This is a genomic window from Bradyrhizobium sp. 191, from assembly GCF_023100985.1.
Lineage (GTDB): Bacteria > Pseudomonadota > Alphaproteobacteria > Rhizobiales > Xanthobacteraceae > Bradyrhizobium > Bradyrhizobium diversitatis.
The window spans coordinates 4243228-4259852 of record NZ_CP064692.1 but is presented as its reverse complement, the minus strand read 5'-3'; the positions used below and the strand labels follow the sequence as shown (position 1 = coordinate 4259852).

The following is a 16625-nucleotide window of genomic DNA, read 5'->3' as shown; positions in this document are numbered from 1 at the left end:
CCGCTTTCACTCGGCCGGCGAAGCCGCCCTTCCTGGCCAGTATTTCAATGAGCGGCACGGGACCGCCAGTGTTTACCGCGTCTGGCGGTCCCACCCCCTTCTGCTTTCCCTTCGAGCCGTGATTCGCGTCTGCGTCCGCGGCCCCCCCGCGCCGGGCGAAGCGCGAAAACTCCGGCCCGAAACGCTCAAACCCACGCCAAAATCCGCAATCGGCGCCGCCGGCACCGCGACCGTCGCAGGGTTCGGCGGAAAACCGTCCCGATTTTCGTCTCCCGCGCCTTGTCTGGCCAGCCATCCTCGCCTATTAACGCCCCCAACCACAGGGGCCGCAGCCCCTCAATGGCGCCTTCAGGAGAGGTGGCAGAGTGGTTGAATGCACCGCACTCGAAATGCGGCATAGGTGCAAGCCTATCGGGGGTTCGAATCCCTCCCTCTCCGCCACCCAGCAGCCCTCGACAAATGGTCCGTGCTTTCGACCTGCAAAGATCTGTCGCACACGCGACCCGGCTGAGCTCGGTCGGACACCGCTCCAACGAACGTCAGGCCGCCTCCGGCACAGGCGGTCCGCACCATGGCTGCGTTCCTATCGATGCGCCGTCTGGGCTTATCTGAACCTTCGCAAAATAAAGCCTTCAGCCAACACCCCGCGACCACCCGCCGGCCCGGCAGCACGCGGCGGCGCTTTCCGGTTGTCGCATGTTGTTGAGCTGCTTCTCGTCTCCGACCTGCTCGCTGCCGTCATTTCCCCTCACTCTTCAGACGAGGCAAGTCTGCGCCCCTCTGTTGAGCAGCCTTCCAGACGTAACGGGTAAACGCAGCCGTTTCTGCCCATTGCAGATGCACCGGATCTGTAAATGCCGAGTCCGGCACTTGCCATTCGGTCATGCCATCGACCAAGATTGCTTTAGTAGGGGCAAGCGCGGATGCGACCGCAGATCTGAATTGTTCTCGTATCGAGCGGGATCGGTCGTGACGTGCGGCCCACCCCGGCATGACGGGAAAAGTCACCGCAACGAACTGAATGCCCTTCGATTCGAGCCAGGTGGCGAGGCCGGTTAGTTCCGCATAACAACTGGACTCCGGCTTGACCGGGTATCCCGCGTCCGGCACGTCCCTGACCAGGGGGCCGGATCCAAACTCGTCAAACTGCAATTCGGAGCGGCGCTCTTCGGCGTAAAGCACGTGAAAGAAGACGTCTTTGAGACGAAAGTTACGAAAGCGAAGCCACGCCCTGTCTAGTCTGTTGCTTAGTTTTCGATCGATGAATTGATCGACCAGATCAGGATCGAAAAATGCAGTCGGATTCCTCGAACAGCCTTGGAAGTCTCGTGGTGCAAGGATCATCATCACAGTTTTTGCGTTCGATGCGCGCGAGAGAAGAAACTCGGTCATATAACGAGTCTGATTGACGGTTAGGGCGCAGGGCGCTGCGTTTATGATCCCCCCCTCGGGGCGAACCACATGGAAATCGAGATTACGCCAAGTCACCGACGACCCCACCCCGATGAGCGCCGCATTCTTCCAATCCGGGTTGTCTCTCAGCCAGACAAAACGGCCGTCGATGCACCACGTCCCGGATACCGGAGGCGGCGGCAGGCGATCAACGGCCCGCAAAACTCCGAGTGCTGCAAAGAATCCAACCACCGACAGGAGGACCGTAGTGGAAAATGCGGCAAGACAGACCCGCGCGCGACGTTCGGCGCTACCTTCATCGCCCGTCCGGATCATCTGCATTTTGGATTCCTCCGGCTAGAACTGGAAATAGAGGAAAGATTGCACGATGGACATCTGGGTCAGCGTGAAGACGAAAAGGCAGCCCAACGCCACGCCGTGCACTGGGTAGGCAGTCGCAAAGTGACTGGCCCAGGAGGAGTGCTCTTCAGACCGATGCTGCGGATCGTAACCCAGCCACTGCTGTGAGTTGGGGGCAAACAGCGCAATCGCCGACAAAGTGACGATAGACGCCAGCGTCAGCAGGGTGGTCAGTTGCCGGTCGGCATTGATCCCGAGATCGAATCCATTCAGTCCGATCATCGTCCCCATCATCTTGGTTGCGCTTCCCATGGAGTCCGCGCGGAACAGCACCCACCCAAACACGACGAATATCAAGGTAAGAGTGCGGCCAACCATGGCCCCGGATCGACTGGTGCCGCTGCGTTGGGCAGTACCGAAGAGACGTATCCAGAAATGGCATATGGCCAGCCCGAAGCCATGAAACGCTCCCCAGCAGACGAATGTCCATCCCGCGCCGTGCCACAGCCCGCCGAGCAGCATGGTGACGATCAGGTTTGCGAACCGCCGTATTTCCCCTCGGTGGCTGCCACCGAGAGCAAAGTAAAGATAATCGCGGAGAAATGCCGACAGGCTCATGTGCCAGCGTCGCCAGAAATCGATGAGGTTTTCTGCCTTGTACGGCGAGTTGAAATTCAGCGGAAGGCGAACCCCGAACAGGAGGCCCAATCCGATCGCCATGTCGGAATAGCCGGAGAAGTCGAAATAGAGCTGCAACGTATACGCCAGGGCTCCAACCCAGGCTTCGGCAAAGGTCGGCGAAGCTCCCCTGGCCACACCGTCGAAAATCAGATTGGCCTGAGGCGCCATGCCATCAGCGAACAGCACCTTCTTTGCAAGGCCGAGGACGAACAGGCCGCTTCCGAGCGCAAGAGTCGGGGCCCTCGCGCTCAATTGCTCGTTGCTCATGAATTGACGCATTAAAATCCGGTGATTGACGATCGGCCCGGCGATCAGGTGCGGGAAGAACACCACCATCAGTACGTAATCCTTGAAGCGGTACCCGTACGTTTCGCCCCGTGACGAATCGACGAGATAGGCGATCTCCTGAAATGTGAAAAACGAAATCGCCAGCGGCAACACCAGATCGAGGACAGGAATGTCGGTTCCAAAAATCGTATTGACGTTGGCGGCAAGAAAGCCTGCATACTTGAAATAGCCGATCATGCAGAGGTTAAATGCGATGCCCACGGCAAGCAGAAGCCGGGTTGGCCTTCCGCTTCGCGCGCGATCCGCGAGGCTCGTGCCGCAGATGAAATTGAGGGCGATGCTCGTGAAGAGCACCAGAAGATTCCATGGGTCCCAAGCCGCATAAAACGCCAGGGATGCGCCGATCAACCAAAGCAAGGTGACGGCCTTGGTCGCAAAGAAACGCAGGGCGAAATAGCCGAACAGTACGGCAGGCAGGAATACGAGTATGAACTGATAAGAATTAAACAGCACGTAGATTACTCCGCTCGCTGACGTTAATCGCGTCGTTTTGGACGTAGTCAGAGCCAGTAACTCAGCCACTTGCCGCTGATTTCACCATCGTAACTTTAGTCGCCGAATCCTCAGCGAAGCTGCTTTCGAACAGTTCGATTCGCGAATGTAGGGGAAGAGAGGATTCTCACGGTCGCCCGGGGCAGAAGATGACGTGCCGGGGCTTTGACGTTATCTGGCGGATGGGCGGCCAGAAGAGCCACCTGGCTTCTCACCAGGTCCATGTGATGAAGCCATCGTTGCAATTGGGCGGCAGCCGTTCTTGAGATTCGTCAAGTCATCCAGTGGCATTCCGTCGCGGGCACAATCGCGAGCATTGGCGACAACCGTTTCGCCTGCCTCATAGCGGCGAACCGGAATATTTCAAACCAGTGAGCGGCTGCGGCCAGTCCAATCGGACTATTGCCAATGACTGCATTCGATGTTCATTGAAATATTTCTGAGCGGAGTGCGAGACCGATTGTGCCCGCCTCAGGCATCGATCTGCCGCATCTCGACCGATCGAACTAGTTCGTCGGCGCTAAAAGTCTAGACCGCAGTTCAAGATGGCCGCTTTTTCCTGCAGAACGGTGACGGGTTGAACCTGTTATGGGTGGGATCCGACCCAGCAACGTCCCGCCCTCCGACGACACCCCGAGTATTCCCAAACGATGTTCGACAAATCCTACCGGCAGCGCCTCGAAGCCGATCTCGGGCGATGGGAGGCCGACGGCGTGATCGCGCCGGCTGCGGCCGCCTCGATCCGCAATGCGCTGCCGCCGCTTCCGGCGGGCATCAACATCGCAATGGTCGTCGCCATCGTCGGCGGCCTGCTGATCGCGGCGGCATTCCTCGCCTTCGTGGCGGCACACTGGACGGAGATTGCGCGACCGATGCGGTTCGCGATCCTGCTCGCCGGCATGGTCGTCACCGGCGGCCTCGGCGCCTGGTTCGCTGCGAGCGGCCGCAGCGTTCTCGCCGATCTCTGCGCCAGCGTCGGCGCGATCATCTTCGGTGCGGGCATCGCGCTGGTCGGCCAGATGTATCATCTCGGCGAGGATTTTGCCGGCGGCATGCTGCTGTGGTCGATCGGCGCGTTTGCCGCGGCGCTGCTGACCGGATCGCGCGGCGCGCTCGCGGTCGGCCTCGTCGCGGCCTCGATCTGGACCTGCCTGCGGACCACCGATACGCCCGACGCCCTGCATCTTCCGTTCCTGGCGGTCTGGCTCGTCGCCGCCACGACGGCCTTCGCCTGGAATTGCCGCGTCGCGGCCCATCTCGTCGCGCTCGCGCTGCTGCCGTGGTGGATCGCGACCGCGCTTCGCGTCGAGCTCGACGGCGCCCAGCCGTCCTTCCTGCTCGCCAACGGCGCGGCGCTGGTGTTCGGCGCGGGCCTTGCGATCGCGGCAATGCCGTCGCCGCGGGCGCTCCGCCTCGGCAGCGTGCTGTCGGTCTATGGCGCGTTGTCGCTGGCTGGCACTGCCTTCCTCGAGGTGACGACCGTCGACGACATCATCCACATCAGGACCGCGAAGGCATCGGTCCAGCCGCTATGGGCGATCCTGTGCGGCGCTGCCGGCGTGATCCTTGCGCTGGCGTCCGCCGCGTTCACCAGGCGCCCCGGCGAAGTTCTGGCGGCCGGCGCGATCGCCCTCGTGCTGCTCGCCGCGCCGCTGTGGCCGGCGCCTGCGGCCGGCGAGCCCTGGCTCGCCTATGCCGCGCTGCTCTCTGCCATGCTGTGCCTCGTCGTATCAGGCATGCTCGACGATGTGCGTCCGCGCGTCGTCGCCGGCTGGCTCGGCATCGCCGGATTGGTCTCAGGGATCACCTGGGCCGTGAAGGGCTCGCTGCTGCACCGCTCGGCCTTCCTGGCAGTGGCGGGCGTCGCGGCCGTCGCCTTTGCCACGGTGCTCAACCGCATGCTGCCGAGGGCCGCGCGATGAAAGGGCTGATCGCATCGCTGGCTGCGTTCTGCCGGCGCATCCCGAAAGCCGTGCTATTCGGCATCGCCGTCCTGCTGCAATCTGCGCTGCTGGTGCTGATGGTGGCCGACCGCATGCAGATCCTGCGCGACGGCGTCGAGGTCACCCTGCAGACGCAGCCGGTCGATCCCCGCGATCTCCTGCGCGGCGACTATGTCGTGCTCCGCTACGACATCTCGCAACTGCCGGCCGGCGCGCTCAAAGGCAAGGTAGCGGATGCGCGCCACCCTGACGTCTTCGTCAAGCTCGCGCCCGATGCCGGCGGGCTCTATCGAGCCGTCTCGGTGCATGCCGAGCCTGTCCCCGTCACCGCGCCCGAAGTGCTGATCCGCGGCCGCGTCGGAAATTATGGCGGATCCTGCGGCGACGACCGGCGAAGGTTCTGCGACAAGCTGCCGATCAAATACGGCCTAGAAAGCTATTTCGTGCCCGAGGGCGAAGGCAGGAAGCTCGAGGACGCCCGCAACCAGCAGAAGCTCCGCATCGTCGCCGCCGTGCTGCCCTCCGGCCGCGCCGCCATCAAGCGCCTGCTGCTCGACGGCGAGCCGGTGTACGAGGAGCCGCTGTATTAGGGGGGATGGCGGTGGGCACCGCACTCGCGGCGCGACATTGGTGCGAGCCTGCAGGGATTCGGACCCATCCCTCCCCTCTTGCGCCATTGCAAATCTAGTCAACGAGCGTTGTCACCATATTTTTTAACAGGACCGCCCGGCAATAAGGGACGCCTGAGTCAAATCGACTCACTTACGGCAATGGCAACGGAAGCCTTTGCGCTGGGGAACGTGCTGTATTCGCACGGGCCTGCGGGAGCAATGAAGGCAGGACGGCAGTGAACGATTTTCAGAATCGATGAGGGCGCACGGGGGAGAAACTCGCAGCCGACGCTACGAGGTGACCTCTTAAATTTTCGACCCTCGCGTAGATTTCGGCCGGAGTGCAGCAGGCGGCCGATCTATCGGCAATGGGGATGCCCGCAATGCATTACCGCAAAGTTTCCGGAAGGTTCGAATCATGCACCTTTGGCGAATTGCGTGAAGCCGCAACCATTAGTAGTCTGGGGCGGCCCACGGCTTCCTGACCAAAAAATATTTGAAGAAGGTCTATGTCTACATCCAGCAAACCCTCATCCGTCCCCTTTTTTGGAGCGCGAAAACTTGCCGGACGGCTATTGGTTGAGGTGGATGAGTTGCAAGCGCGATTGAGCGCTGAGGAAGCAAAGACGCAAAAGCTTGCCGAAATTGGACGCAACTTAGTTACGGACGCGAAGGTAATCCAGGCGGAACGTGATCAAGCGTTAGCGCAACTTAATGCATTAGGCGGGCTGCCAATCCTGGAGCTAGAGAAACGAAAGCAAGAGGCGCAAACTGAAATCGCGAAGTTAGATGCACTGATCGCGTCATCCAAAGAGCAGGTTGAAGCAGCCAGCCGCTTGGTCGACGCCAAGAACGCAGAAGCCCGCCAGATCGTAGTAGAGACAAGAGAAGCAGTCATACTGCAAGAAGTAGGAATCTATGACTACCGACATCCTCTCTCCGATGCGGTCGCGTATGAGCAAGCGCTTGACCGGTTGCAGGCATCGATCAAGTCCGCAACGAAGCGCGATGGCGGCGCGATTCTAGCTGCCACTGACTGGACGGTGAATGGCTCCGTTCAAGAAGGCCGAAAGATGGTGCAAGATTTCTCCAAGCTGATGCTGCGGGCATTCAATGCCGAGGCGGACACTTTAGTGCGAGGCCTCAAACCCTATAAACTCGATAGCGCACTGGAACGCCTTCGCAAAGTCGAGGAAATCATCAAGCGTCTTGGCGCGACAATGCAGATTCAAATATCGCCTGCATACTACCAGCTTCGCATCGATGAGCTGACATTGACTGCTGATTTCCTTCAGAAGCAAGCGGAGGAAAAGGAGGCTGAACGCCAGGAGCGAGAGCGCCTGCGAGAGGAACGGAAAGCGCAGCAGGAAATGGAGCGCGAGCGGGCTAAACTGGAAAAGGAAAAGCAACACTACTCAAATGCATTGGCGGCTTTGGAAGCGAACGGCGACCTGGATGGAGCCCAGAGACTACGTCAGCAGCTTGCAGATGTTGATCAGGCGATTGAGAGTGTTGACGCGCGAGCTGCCAACATACGCGCTGGATATGTATATGTCATTTCCAACATTGGCTCATTTGGTGAGAGCATGGTGAAGGTTGGAATGACCCGGCGTCTCGATCCGATGGACCGCATAAGGGAGCTTAGTGACGCCTCTGTGCCATTTAACTTCGATGTCCACGCATTATTCTTTTCGAATGATGCCGTGGGTATCGAATCTGCGATGCACGAAAGGCTGGCGGCGCTACGCGTCAACACCGTTAACCGGAGGCGCGAATTCTTCAGGGCTACGCCGCTGGAGGCAAAGGCTCACCTCAACGATCTGACGGGTGAATTGCTCGAATTCACGGAGATCGCGGAGGCTCTCGAATATCGCCAAACATTGCATGGCGCACATCCGATGAAGCCCGTAGCGGCCTGAAGCGCGAGCCGTGCAGAACCCTATGGAAAGCCCATCGCGCGAAGGACTACCGCTGTGGACTGACTGGCTCAACCGCAGCGAATCAGAAGGCGCCGATAAATTGATTCGAGCCCGTCTGCTTTGATGAGGTGGCGGCCAGCCAATCCCCTGTCTTTGCTTCGCTCAGTTTGGGCGCCCTTGGATAGCCAATAATGCTCGAGATTTGGACTCAAATTTATCCGTGGGTTGTATCCGCGATCGGCGGCTTCATCGGGGCGGCGGTCCTTCTTCCTACAAAATTGGGAGAGGCGCTGATTCAGTTTAAAGCCAACAAGCTTCTCGAAGGATTTAAGGCGCAGCAGAGCCAGGAGCTTGAACGGCTCAAATCATCTCAGGGTCGCGAGTTGGAGCTTCTTAAAGAGCAGCTCAATCACCTTGGGGATCGTGGACGGCGCTCAAATGAAATGGAATTTGCAGCTACCGAAGCAGTCTGGAAAGCGTTCGTCAAAGCGTGGTTATCCACGAATACCTGTACGGGCGGAATGATGAGCATCCCGAGATTTAGCTCCATGTCCCCTGACGAACTGACCAGCTTTATATCAGCTTCGGATTTGGATGGGCGTGAAAAGCAGAGTTTGCTGAACTCTGCCGACCGGGAAAAGGAATACGGCAATATTATCAGTTGGCGGACTGTTTCGTTGGCGCAAGCCGATATCTATCAGGCCCGATTAGTTCTTCGCGAGCAGCGCATCTTCATGGCGGCCGCCCTCACCACCGAGTTCGCTGGCGTAATTGAAAGGATGTCGGGGGCCCAGATACAAAGGAAACTGAGTCTTCAAAATCCCCACATCCCATCTTATGAGTTCGGCAAGGATATGAGGGACTGGATGCGGGACTGTGTCTCCGAATTTGATCGGCTGGCTACTCTGGCAAATCAACGGCTGTTTCGTGAGGAACGCGCCAGAGCGCAAGCTTAATTGCTGACGCTAGCACGATAGACTTGAAGGCAAGGAATATTGGCCGGTTTCGCGGGCAACGCTCAGCGCAAACCGCAGGGCAGAGACGATCGCCGCATTATAGTCTATTGCAGAAACGCCGAGCTACGTTTTGGGCCCGGTGTCCGTAGCTGGCGCGGTGGGCGAGCTTTCGTCCGTATCGAAAAATTCAAGCTGCCTCGGCGCTATCTGCGGAGACGCCTTCTGATCAAGCGGGACGAGGCCAAACATCTTAGCAATCGCACCGACATTGCAAGTCAAGTGATGATCTGTTGACGCCCAGCGCCAAGTTGCAGCATTGCCCTTCGCGGGCGCTCGTTTTTGGATGCTAACAATAAATTCATCACCGTCGCTGAAATCACCCCCCATAAAGAACGCCTGCGAGGCGAGAAGATCAGCGACAGGATAAATTGCTTCGTATCCATGAGGCTTTTTGACCGTTGTGCCCTTCGCAATGGCATAACCTGTTGGTGTGGAATAGCGGAGATGGGCGGAGGGCGTTCTGCGCTGAGGTTTCACGATGGGGGACGTATCGACGGCGTAGTCGCCAAACATCGGAGTTCGCAGCAATCCTTTTGGATTTGAAATAAGCTTTTGATAGACGGGCAGATCAGTCCGCGGGAATTGCTTGACTTCGCCCGGCTTCATTTTCTGTTCCATAGGGAACGAACTTAGCGCGACCGCGATTCCGGCCCAGTCATGCAGGAACGGGAAATCTGCAAGTCTATCAGCGAGCATTTCCACGAAGCTATCTTCCGCTTCAACGGAAGGCAATTCCAGATTCTTAAAATCAAGAACCACAAAGCACTTGGACGGCCGGCAGTTCAATTCCCGAATGAGCGTTTCAAGATCAAGGTGGAACGTCGGGCTGTCTAGATGTTTTGTTTCGAGGCGGATGCACACTGGAAAATCGGCGTGCCACTCAACAAACCGCCTTACAGCCTCGCGGTATTCGTCAGAATGAGTTGGTGACACAGCAGGGCAGGCCGAAGCGCCGGCCAGACGAGCCCTTTCAAGAAGCTCGGTTAGCGGATGGCGGGCAAACCCCTTCTTGTGAAGATCATCATCAATGTGGCTAGCGTCAATGAAGGCGACGCGGTTGCCCCATGCATCATAGAGCTTCTTGCCGAATAGCTTGATGTGTTCGGTCGGCGTCAGCGGTCGGCGCTTCTCGTGATCATAGTCGCCGGCTGGCGGCATCTCAAACAAGACGTGCAGGCGACTCGCACTCGCTCGGAAGGTTGATAGAGCGGCTCGCTCACCCTGCTTCCATTTGAGTATAGCAAGATAGTCCGTGTGCTTGAACGAGCTAACCCTCAGCATCTAAGTTCTCCAAGTATCCTGCTGAAGACATCATCTTCCTCAGCTCTCCTTGACCAACCAGCTCACTAAAGATCGTGTAGTCCTTGCGCTCTCGCCGAATTCGCCCCGCGACAACTGCGCTGGATATCCCATGATTCTTCGCGAATTCTATCACCTGATTCTTATCCCGGGTGAATCTAACAAACGATTTTGCCCATACTTCGTTTGTTATGAACGCGCTTTCGGCGAAGCTGTCGGCTTCCTTCTCCAGTTTGTCTACGGATGGTGCGCCCTCCTCGTCAAAGAAGCCCTCTCGGAGGCCTTGATCTCGATGGAGAAAGACATGCCCAAGCTCATGGAGCAACGTGAACCAGAAATTATCGAGACGGTCGTGCCTCAGCGTAAGCCCGATAATGGGCGTATCGCCATTCACCATCATCGCAGCCCCATCCAGATGAGTAGATGGGAGATGCCGCTCGATGATTAGGATGATTCCGTGCTGCCGAAGCAATTCAACGGTCTCAGCCGGGCCATTCTTTTTCGTGCTTAGACCTATCAACGATCTAACCAGCGACTGTGTTTCGAGTGACCGAATCGGATTCGATGTCTCTAAGGATTTCGCTCTTTGCAAGAGTCGCGCTCTCCAGGCGAGCAGAGAGTAGGGATCTTGCTTCGACCCCGAGCGCACATGCTGCCGATGCAGAGCGTGAGAGCCGACGGCTTGGGAAACAAAAGCAGCGGCGAGGTCCATGTCGCTAAGCGGCCCTGTCAAGTGTTCGGGTAGTCGCATTTGCGACAGCCACCCTCGCTTCTTCATTTCTTTTACAGGCAGCTTCGAAATGTCGAACCCGTCCCTTAGATTGGGGGCAATCCTTTCTAAAAGGGTGTCAGTCCTCGATTCGAAAAATGCGACCAGATCGAACTGGAGAGCTTCCGCGACCTCCGCGACACGCGTTAGGTTGGCCGTAAGATAGCGATCTTGTTCGTATCGCTGAATCTGTTGCTCCTTCATGCCAAGCCGGTCAGCCAACTCGCGCTGCGAAAGATTGCGTGCGATCCTTGCCTCAATCAGCGTTTGGCCGATCTCCCCTATGGACGTCGGAAATAGCCGTTTGACACGGCCGGAGCGCAACTTCTCATAATCGGCCACTTGAGCCTGAAGGTCTTTAAGCTGCTGCTCAAGGGAGTTTCGTTGGGCAATAACGATTACCGGATCGAGGCCCTGCTTTATCAGGTCGATCTCTTTGAAGCCTTGTAGCGCTGCCTTGAACCGCTCAGCTTCGTTCTTTGTAATTTTATACTGCCGCTCATTCGTAATCATTGCGGCGCTCCGTCGATTGCTTTTAGCTTGATGCCGACAATGCCTTTGGCCGCTCCCGTGAACTTGTCGCGTTGGAAGAAATCGAGAAACGTCTCAGTGCCAGAATTGACGAAGCCCGCGACAAACATCTCACCTCTGTATTTTAGTTTTTGGCTCGCGCGTCCGTTCGCGAATTCGAGCAGCACGGGATCTAGGAGGGCGGCTATGACACCAGTGGCGTCCCAGCATCCGTCGAAGTCGTTCGGCTCCGGTTTTTCAGTCACAAAGCTTCCGTCTAGATAGATGTGGGCGCAGTTCGCTTGTCGCAAAGCTTCCGCCACCGCCAGAACCCCTTCAAAGAGCCAAGCGCGGCGAGCTGTCTGACCGAAACGAGCCTTGATCTCCTCCAAGGTTGCCCAATGGATTCCGGGAGGCAGCACGGCGAAGGGTGCGCCGGGCAGTCGAAGGAACGGAGGAATCATAACACAACAATATCGTTGTGTTCAATCGTCTTCAAGCGGACTCGCCGGCTTGGCCCGTCGGAGGGCCGGCTCAGCAACAGAGCTGTGTAACAAGCGAATCGTATGGTTAAAATTCGTTATTAAAATCAGTATGTTCTGGGTGAGGGCCTATGCAATCCTTTCCTGGGCACCCGCAAAAGAGAGCTCAAGCGCCCGAGCTCCAGCTTCGCCGGTACGCCCAACCTGACATTGCTTCGATCATCAGAGTTATGGTGGCGGCCCATTAAGATCGGAGTGTTCAGCGGCAGAAACTCGAACCTGCGGCGATCACGCGACTGGGGTCTCCAAAGGCCCGGCCGGACCCAGCCACGTAGACCTTGCGATTATGCCACTATGCTCCTGTTTTGCCCGACGAAGCAAATGACAGGAGACGTCATTCGGAATGGGCGACACCGCCCGCCCAATCTCGTCGGCTCGCACGGACGCGCTGGCCAAGCGAGTCAAACCACGATTCCTCGGCCTTTTCGCTCCCGAAACAATGCTCGACCCGAACTCAACCCAGCCCCCCACCTAACCCATTGATCTTGCAACCCCCGTCTACTGTGCATGGGGTTGTTTTCGAACTTTTGTTATTCCATGCCATCACGCGAAGCGTTCAACCGCCCCGGCACCCGATCCGCCGCCCCTACCCAAGCGAGACCAACATGCACTCTTCCGCCAGCGGCTGGGGCAACGGGCTTCTCGGCGTCATCATCTTCAGCGGCTCGCTGCCGGCGACGCGGGTGGCGGTCGGCGGCTTCTCGGCGCTGTTCCTGACCTCGGCGCGCGCGGTCATCGCGGCGCTGATCGGGGCTTTGGTGCTCGCCGTGCTCCGGCAGGCGCGGCCGCAGCGCCGTGATCTCGCCTCGCTCACCATCGTCGCCGTCGGCGTCGTGGTCGGCTTTCCGCTGCTGACGGCGCTCGCGCTCCAGCACGTCACCTCGGCGCGGTCGATCGTCTTTATCGGCCTGCTGCCGCTATCGACCGCGATCTTCGGCGTGCTGCGCGGCGGCGAGCGGCCGCAACCGTTGTTCTGGCTGTTCGCCGTGCTCGGCAGCGCCACCGTGGCCGGCTTCGCGCTCTCGGGCGATGGCTCCGCTTCGCTCGAAGGCGATCTCCTGATGGCCGCGTCGATCGTGCTGTGCGGCCTCGGCTATGCCGAGGGCGCCGCGCTGTCGCGCCGGCTCGGCGGCTGGCAGGTGATCTCCTGGGCGCTGTTGCTCGCGCTGCCCCTGATGCTGGCGCTCGCGATCCTGACATGGCCGCCGACCTGGAGCGGCATCGGCGTGCCGGCGTGGATCGGGCTCGCCTACGTCTCCGTCTTCAGCATGTTCGTCGGCTTCATCTTCTGGTACCGCGGGCTCGCAATCGGCGGCATTGCCCGCGTCGGCCAGCTGCAGCAGCTGCAGCCGTTCTTCGGTCTGGCGCTCGCAGGTCTTCTGCTCGGTGAGCCCGTGGCCTGGAGCATGATCGTCGCGACCGCGCTCGTGGTCGTCTGCGTCTTCTTCGCGCGGCGGTTCGCGTGAGGCTGTGCCTCACGCCTCGCCCATCACCGTCCGCGTCAGCGCGCTCCTTGCAAATTTCTTCAGCGGCATCGGCTTGCCGAACAGAAAGCCCTGCACGAGATCGAAGCCGAGTTCGTTCGCCGCCACCAGGTCGGCGCGGCTCTCGACCCCCTGAGCCACGGTGCGCGCGCCAAAGCCCTGCGCCAGCTCGACGATGTGGCGGCACACCGTGCGCTTCAGCCGGTCCCCGCCGCTGCCGGTGACGAATTGCCGATCGGCCTTCAGCTTGACGAAGGGAATTCGGTCGAGCCCCATCAGCGACGGCCAGTTGGTGCCGAGATTGTCGATCGACAGCGCGATATTGTGCAGGCCCACCTCGCGCGCGACCTCGGTCAGGAGATCGAGCTCGCGGATCGCCTCCTCGCTGTCGATCTCGACCGTCAGTCCGCCGAAGGCCGGATGCGTCGGCACGCGACGGCACAGATCGCGCACCGCGTGCGGCTCCCTCAGATAGGAGGCGGGAAGATTGATCGACAGATCGACCGGGCTTTGCTGTTCCAGAAGATAGTGCCAGTCCTGCACGGCGCGATCGATCACGAACTCCGACAGACCGCGGAAATGCGGATCGTGCGGCTCCGGGATGAAATAGGCCGGCGGCACCACGCCCCAGGTCGGATGCCGCATCCGCACCAGCGCCTCGGCGCCGCTGCGCACGAGCGTGCGCGCGTCGATCTTGGGCTGGTACCAGAGCTCGAGCCAGCCGGCATGCAAGGCCTCGCCGACATGCACCGCCGGGCTCGGCGCCGGCTCCTCCGGCAGCAGCATCGCAACACGCTCGCGCAGCGTCTCCGCGGCAAAGGGCGTGGTCAGCGGCGGCAGCATCGCAAGGCCATATTCCTCACCGACCTGCTGCACGGCCTTGACGATGATCGACTCGCGGGCACCGACGGCGAGGACCCTGCCGGCAAATGCCTCGCGCACCAGGATTTCGAGGAATCGTCCCGGCTCGATGCCATCGGCGGCGACGCCGAGCAGGATCAGGTCCGGCAACTCGGTGGCGAGCACGGTTTGCAGCTCGTCGGCACTGGCGCATTCGCAGGTGACGAACCCGAGATCCTCGAGCACCTCGCTGAGAAAGGCGCGCAGGTGACGCTTGCTGTCGGCCACACAGGCGCGCGGCGTCACCTTTCGTCGTCCGAAGGTCACAGGCCTCCGGCCGACGAGTTCAATCATCCCATCGTTCATCCTACACCACTCCCGTTCCGTGACGGTTTTTTAAACGGCGAGCGTGGGTTCAAATAAGGAGAGCTTCACATCGTTCTTGAATAATTTGGGTAACGTTAAGCTCTGCAATTCGAGCTAATTTTTCGACAGAAGCTTCGAAAAGAATTTGCATACCCGAGCACCGCACGCGCAACGACGGTCAACGCACGTGAAATGGCTGTTGCGCGCAATGGGCGTGCAATTTGCCACTCGACTGCGTCGCGCAATGCGGCTGCGCTATCGGTCCGGCGCAGCGATGAGGCTTGCGAAGGATTAATTGCCGGCGACTTTCTCGTGTCACGCCAGCCCGCGTGCTCGTTCGAGGGACACGGCTGGTGCTGCTTGTCGTTGTGGTCGGCGTGCAATGGCCTTGCGGCGATGACGCCAGCGCCATTGTCGTCGATGCGAGCGTCAGCGCGCGCACCGGAGCGACGGCTGCGCCGGAACAGCTCGTGTTCCCGCCATGCGCGCATACTGGGCTTTCGCGCGCGGTGGTCCTGCGACAACGGAGCCGGCCCGGCGGCCGAGAATGTGAAGTGCATCACACGCGCACTGCCGCACCTGCGCTATTGGTGCGCGCAGCCGGTGGTGGGCTGTCGAGGATTACAGCAATGTCGATGCGGCGAATGATGTATTGGTGGTTCAGATTCGTGCTGTCGGGGCGGTATTTCGACCGTTTCCTGAGCCTGCCGCGCGCCCGGCGCGCCTAGTTTTGCCCGATCAATTTGCGGAACGCCGCCGCACCGTCCTGCATCGCGTCGCGTCCCTTCCAGGCCAGATAGGTCAGCTTGCCGCCGAGCGTGTCGTGGCTGCGCAGCCGCCGCGATCCGAGAATGTGGCCCACATTGGCGGGGAAGCGGCTCACCTCGGCGGAGACCAGCTTCGCGATCGCGTCCATCAATTGCTGGAGGCGGACGCCCCAGTCGCAATGCTCGATGCCGTCGATGCGGACCTTGAGCGCATACTCGGTGTCGTAGATTTCGGCGAGCAGGTCGCGGGCGACCAGCACCCTGTTGTTGCGAAGCGCGATACGAAGCGCGAGGCGCTTGTCGTCGAGCCGATCGAGGACCATGTGAACGACGCAGGCATAGGGCGTGGCGGCAATGTCCGCGGCGGCCTTGCTCGCAGCAGCCTTGGTGGCAAGCCGCACCAATTGCCAGGGCGTCTTCAGACGCCGCGCCACCAGCGCCAGCGCGAAGGGCAGCGCGTCGGGATGGGCCTTCTTGAAGGCGTCGAGCTGCGCGGTGGTCTGGGCGACCTGGCCGTCGTCGAATTTCGCGATCCTCTCGGGCAGCTTCTCGTTGAACTTCGGTAGCGCATCGCCGGCGCGCAAGACATGCAGCATCTTCACAACGTCGTCGAAGGCGGTGCGCGAAGCCGTGTATTGCGCGAGCTTGGCTCGCGCCAGCTCGGAGCTCTCGGACGAGGTGAGGGTGCTCTCGAGGACCTTGACGACCTTGGTCTGGAAGGTCGACGCGATCTTCTGCACCTCCTTGGGGTTGTTGGCCGCGACCTGGTCGTTGACTGCCTTGATGTAGTCGCGCGCCATGGTCGGCAGCAGGTCGCGGCAGATCCACTCCCAGATCGGGGTGAGGGTGTTGCGCGAGATCCGCCCCAGATTGGCATGCTCGGGCGCGCCGTCGATCAGCAGCAGCTGCAGCGGCGCGAAGAAATAGCGCGATGGGTTGGTGGCCCGTGCCTGGGTCGATCCGTCCTTGCGGAACTCGGCGCGCAAGCGGGACTGGAGGTCGGCCGAGCCCGGCATGTCGATGCCGCACAGCTCGAGCCGCTCGAGCTCGCTGAGCAGACAGCTGCGCGACAGCGGTGTCAGCCTCTGCAGGAATTCCGACAGTCGATCGATCTCGTTCATGGCACGCATCTTTCGCAGCGTGTCCCGCTGGCTTGCGGGCCCAATGCGTGGAGGCATTTGCGCGCTCGACCTCCCTAGAGAAGCAAGTCGCCGTTAATTAATCCGTAAAAGCCGGGGGGCCAGCGCCGGTTGGAGGCGGCGATCAAGGGGAGTTTTCCGGTCAGA

12 protein-coding genes, 1 tRNA gene and 1 other annotated feature are annotated in these 16625 nt (G+C 59.9%); of the genes, 6 read left to right on the top strand and 7 right to left on the bottom strand.

Features of this window, described 5'->3' with window-relative positions; genetic code table 11:
- Nucleotides 1-351: 351 nt before the first annotated feature.
- A tRNA-Ser gene (locus IVB23_RS19770) sits at nt 352-441 on the top strand.
- A 297-nt stretch (nt 442-738) separates the two neighbouring features.
- Here IVB23_RS19770 and IVB23_RS19765 read toward each other — a convergent pair.
- Nucleotides 739-1734 carry a hypothetical protein gene (locus IVB23_RS19765; protein WP_247799753.1) on the bottom strand — a complete coding sequence of 332 codons (996 nt, stop codon included), beginning with the start codon at nt 1732-1734 and terminating at the stop codon, nt 739-741.
- A gap of 15 nt (nt 1735-1749) precedes the next feature.
- Nucleotides 1750-3234 (bottom strand): MBOAT family O-acyltransferase, encoded by a 1485-nt coding sequence (locus tag IVB23_RS19760; protein ID WP_247799752.1) that lies wholly within the window; start codon nt 3232-3234, stop codon nt 1750-1752.
- A 208-nt stretch (nt 3235-3442) separates the two neighbouring features.
- Nucleotides 3443-3498: a sequence feature (sul1 is cis-regulatory element that is thought to sense ions involved in sulfur or methionine metabolism; They are found in Alphaproteobacteria), on the bottom strand.
- 425 nt (nt 3499-3923) lie between these two features.
- Between IVB23_RS19760 and IVB23_RS19755 the strand changes: the two genes are divergently transcribed.
- The 4 genes from IVB23_RS19755 (at nt 3924) to IVB23_RS19740 (ending at nt 8702) form a co-directional block, all read left to right on the top strand.
- On the top strand, nt 3924-5195 hold the full coding sequence (locus tag IVB23_RS19755) for a DUF2157 domain-containing protein (RefSeq protein ID WP_247799751.1): 1272 nt from the start codon (nt 3924-3926) through the stop codon (nt 5193-5195).
- The gene (locus IVB23_RS19750; RefSeq protein ID WP_247799750.1) at nt 5192-5806 is read left to right on the top strand and encodes a GDYXXLXY domain-containing protein; all 615 of its coding nucleotides are present in this window, start codon (nt 5192-5194) and stop codon (nt 5804-5806) included. Before IVB23_RS19755 ends, IVB23_RS19750 begins: the two co-directional genes overlap by 4 nt.
- A 530-nt stretch (nt 5807-6336) precedes the next feature.
- Nucleotides 6337-7746 (top strand): DUF4041 domain-containing protein, encoded by a 1410-nt coding sequence (locus tag IVB23_RS19745; protein ID WP_247799749.1) that lies wholly within the window; start codon nt 6337-6339, stop codon nt 7744-7746.
- Between the two features lie 191 nt (nt 7747-7937).
- The gene (locus IVB23_RS19740; RefSeq protein WP_247799748.1) at nt 7938-8702 is read left to right on the top strand and encodes a hypothetical protein; all 765 of its coding nucleotides are present in this window, start codon (nt 7938-7940) and stop codon (nt 8700-8702) included.
- 123 nt (nt 8703-8825) lie between these two features.
- Here the strand turns inward: IVB23_RS19740 and IVB23_RS19735 are convergent, their stop codons facing one another.
- Genes IVB23_RS19735 through IVB23_RS19725 form a run of 3 tightly spaced genes read right to left on the bottom strand, consistent with a single transcriptional unit; the run spans nt 8826 to nt 11804 of the window.
- A complete protein-coding gene (locus IVB23_RS19735) occupies nt 8826-10043 on the bottom strand; it encodes a beta family protein (protein WP_247799747.1) in 1218 nt (405 codons plus the stop codon).
- On the bottom strand, nt 10030-11343 hold the full coding sequence (locus IVB23_RS19730) for an XRE family transcriptional regulator (RefSeq protein ID WP_247799746.1): 1314 nt from the start codon (nt 11341-11343) through the stop codon (nt 10030-10032). The genes IVB23_RS19735 and IVB23_RS19730 overlap by 14 nt, the downstream gene beginning before the upstream one ends.
- A complete protein-coding gene (locus IVB23_RS19725; protein ID WP_247799745.1) occupies nt 11340-11804 on the bottom strand; it encodes a hypothetical protein in 465 nt (154 codons plus the stop codon). The genes IVB23_RS19730 and IVB23_RS19725 overlap by 4 nt, the downstream gene beginning before the upstream one ends.
- 683 nt (nt 11805-12487) lie before the next feature.
- Here IVB23_RS19725 and IVB23_RS19720 point away from each other — a divergent pair.
- On the top strand, nt 12488-13348 hold the full coding sequence (locus IVB23_RS19720) for a DMT family transporter (protein ID WP_247799744.1): 861 nt from the start codon (nt 12488-12490) through the stop codon (nt 13346-13348).
- 9 nt (nt 13349-13357) lie between these two features.
- Here IVB23_RS19720 and IVB23_RS19715 read toward each other — a convergent pair whose 3' ends face one another.
- Both IVB23_RS19715 and IVB23_RS19710 read right to left on the bottom strand, forming a co-directional pair.
- Nucleotides 13358-14572, bottom strand: coding sequence for an EAL domain-containing response regulator (locus IVB23_RS19715; protein ID WP_247799743.1), 1215 nt, complete (start codon nt 14570-14572; stop codon nt 13358-13360).
- Nucleotides 14573-15296: 724 nt separating this feature from the next.
- On the bottom strand, nt 15297-16460 hold the full coding sequence (locus IVB23_RS19710; protein ID WP_247799742.1) for a hypothetical protein: 1164 nt from the start codon (nt 16458-16460) through the stop codon (nt 15297-15299).
- Between the last annotated feature and the right edge of the window lie 165 nt (nt 16461-16625).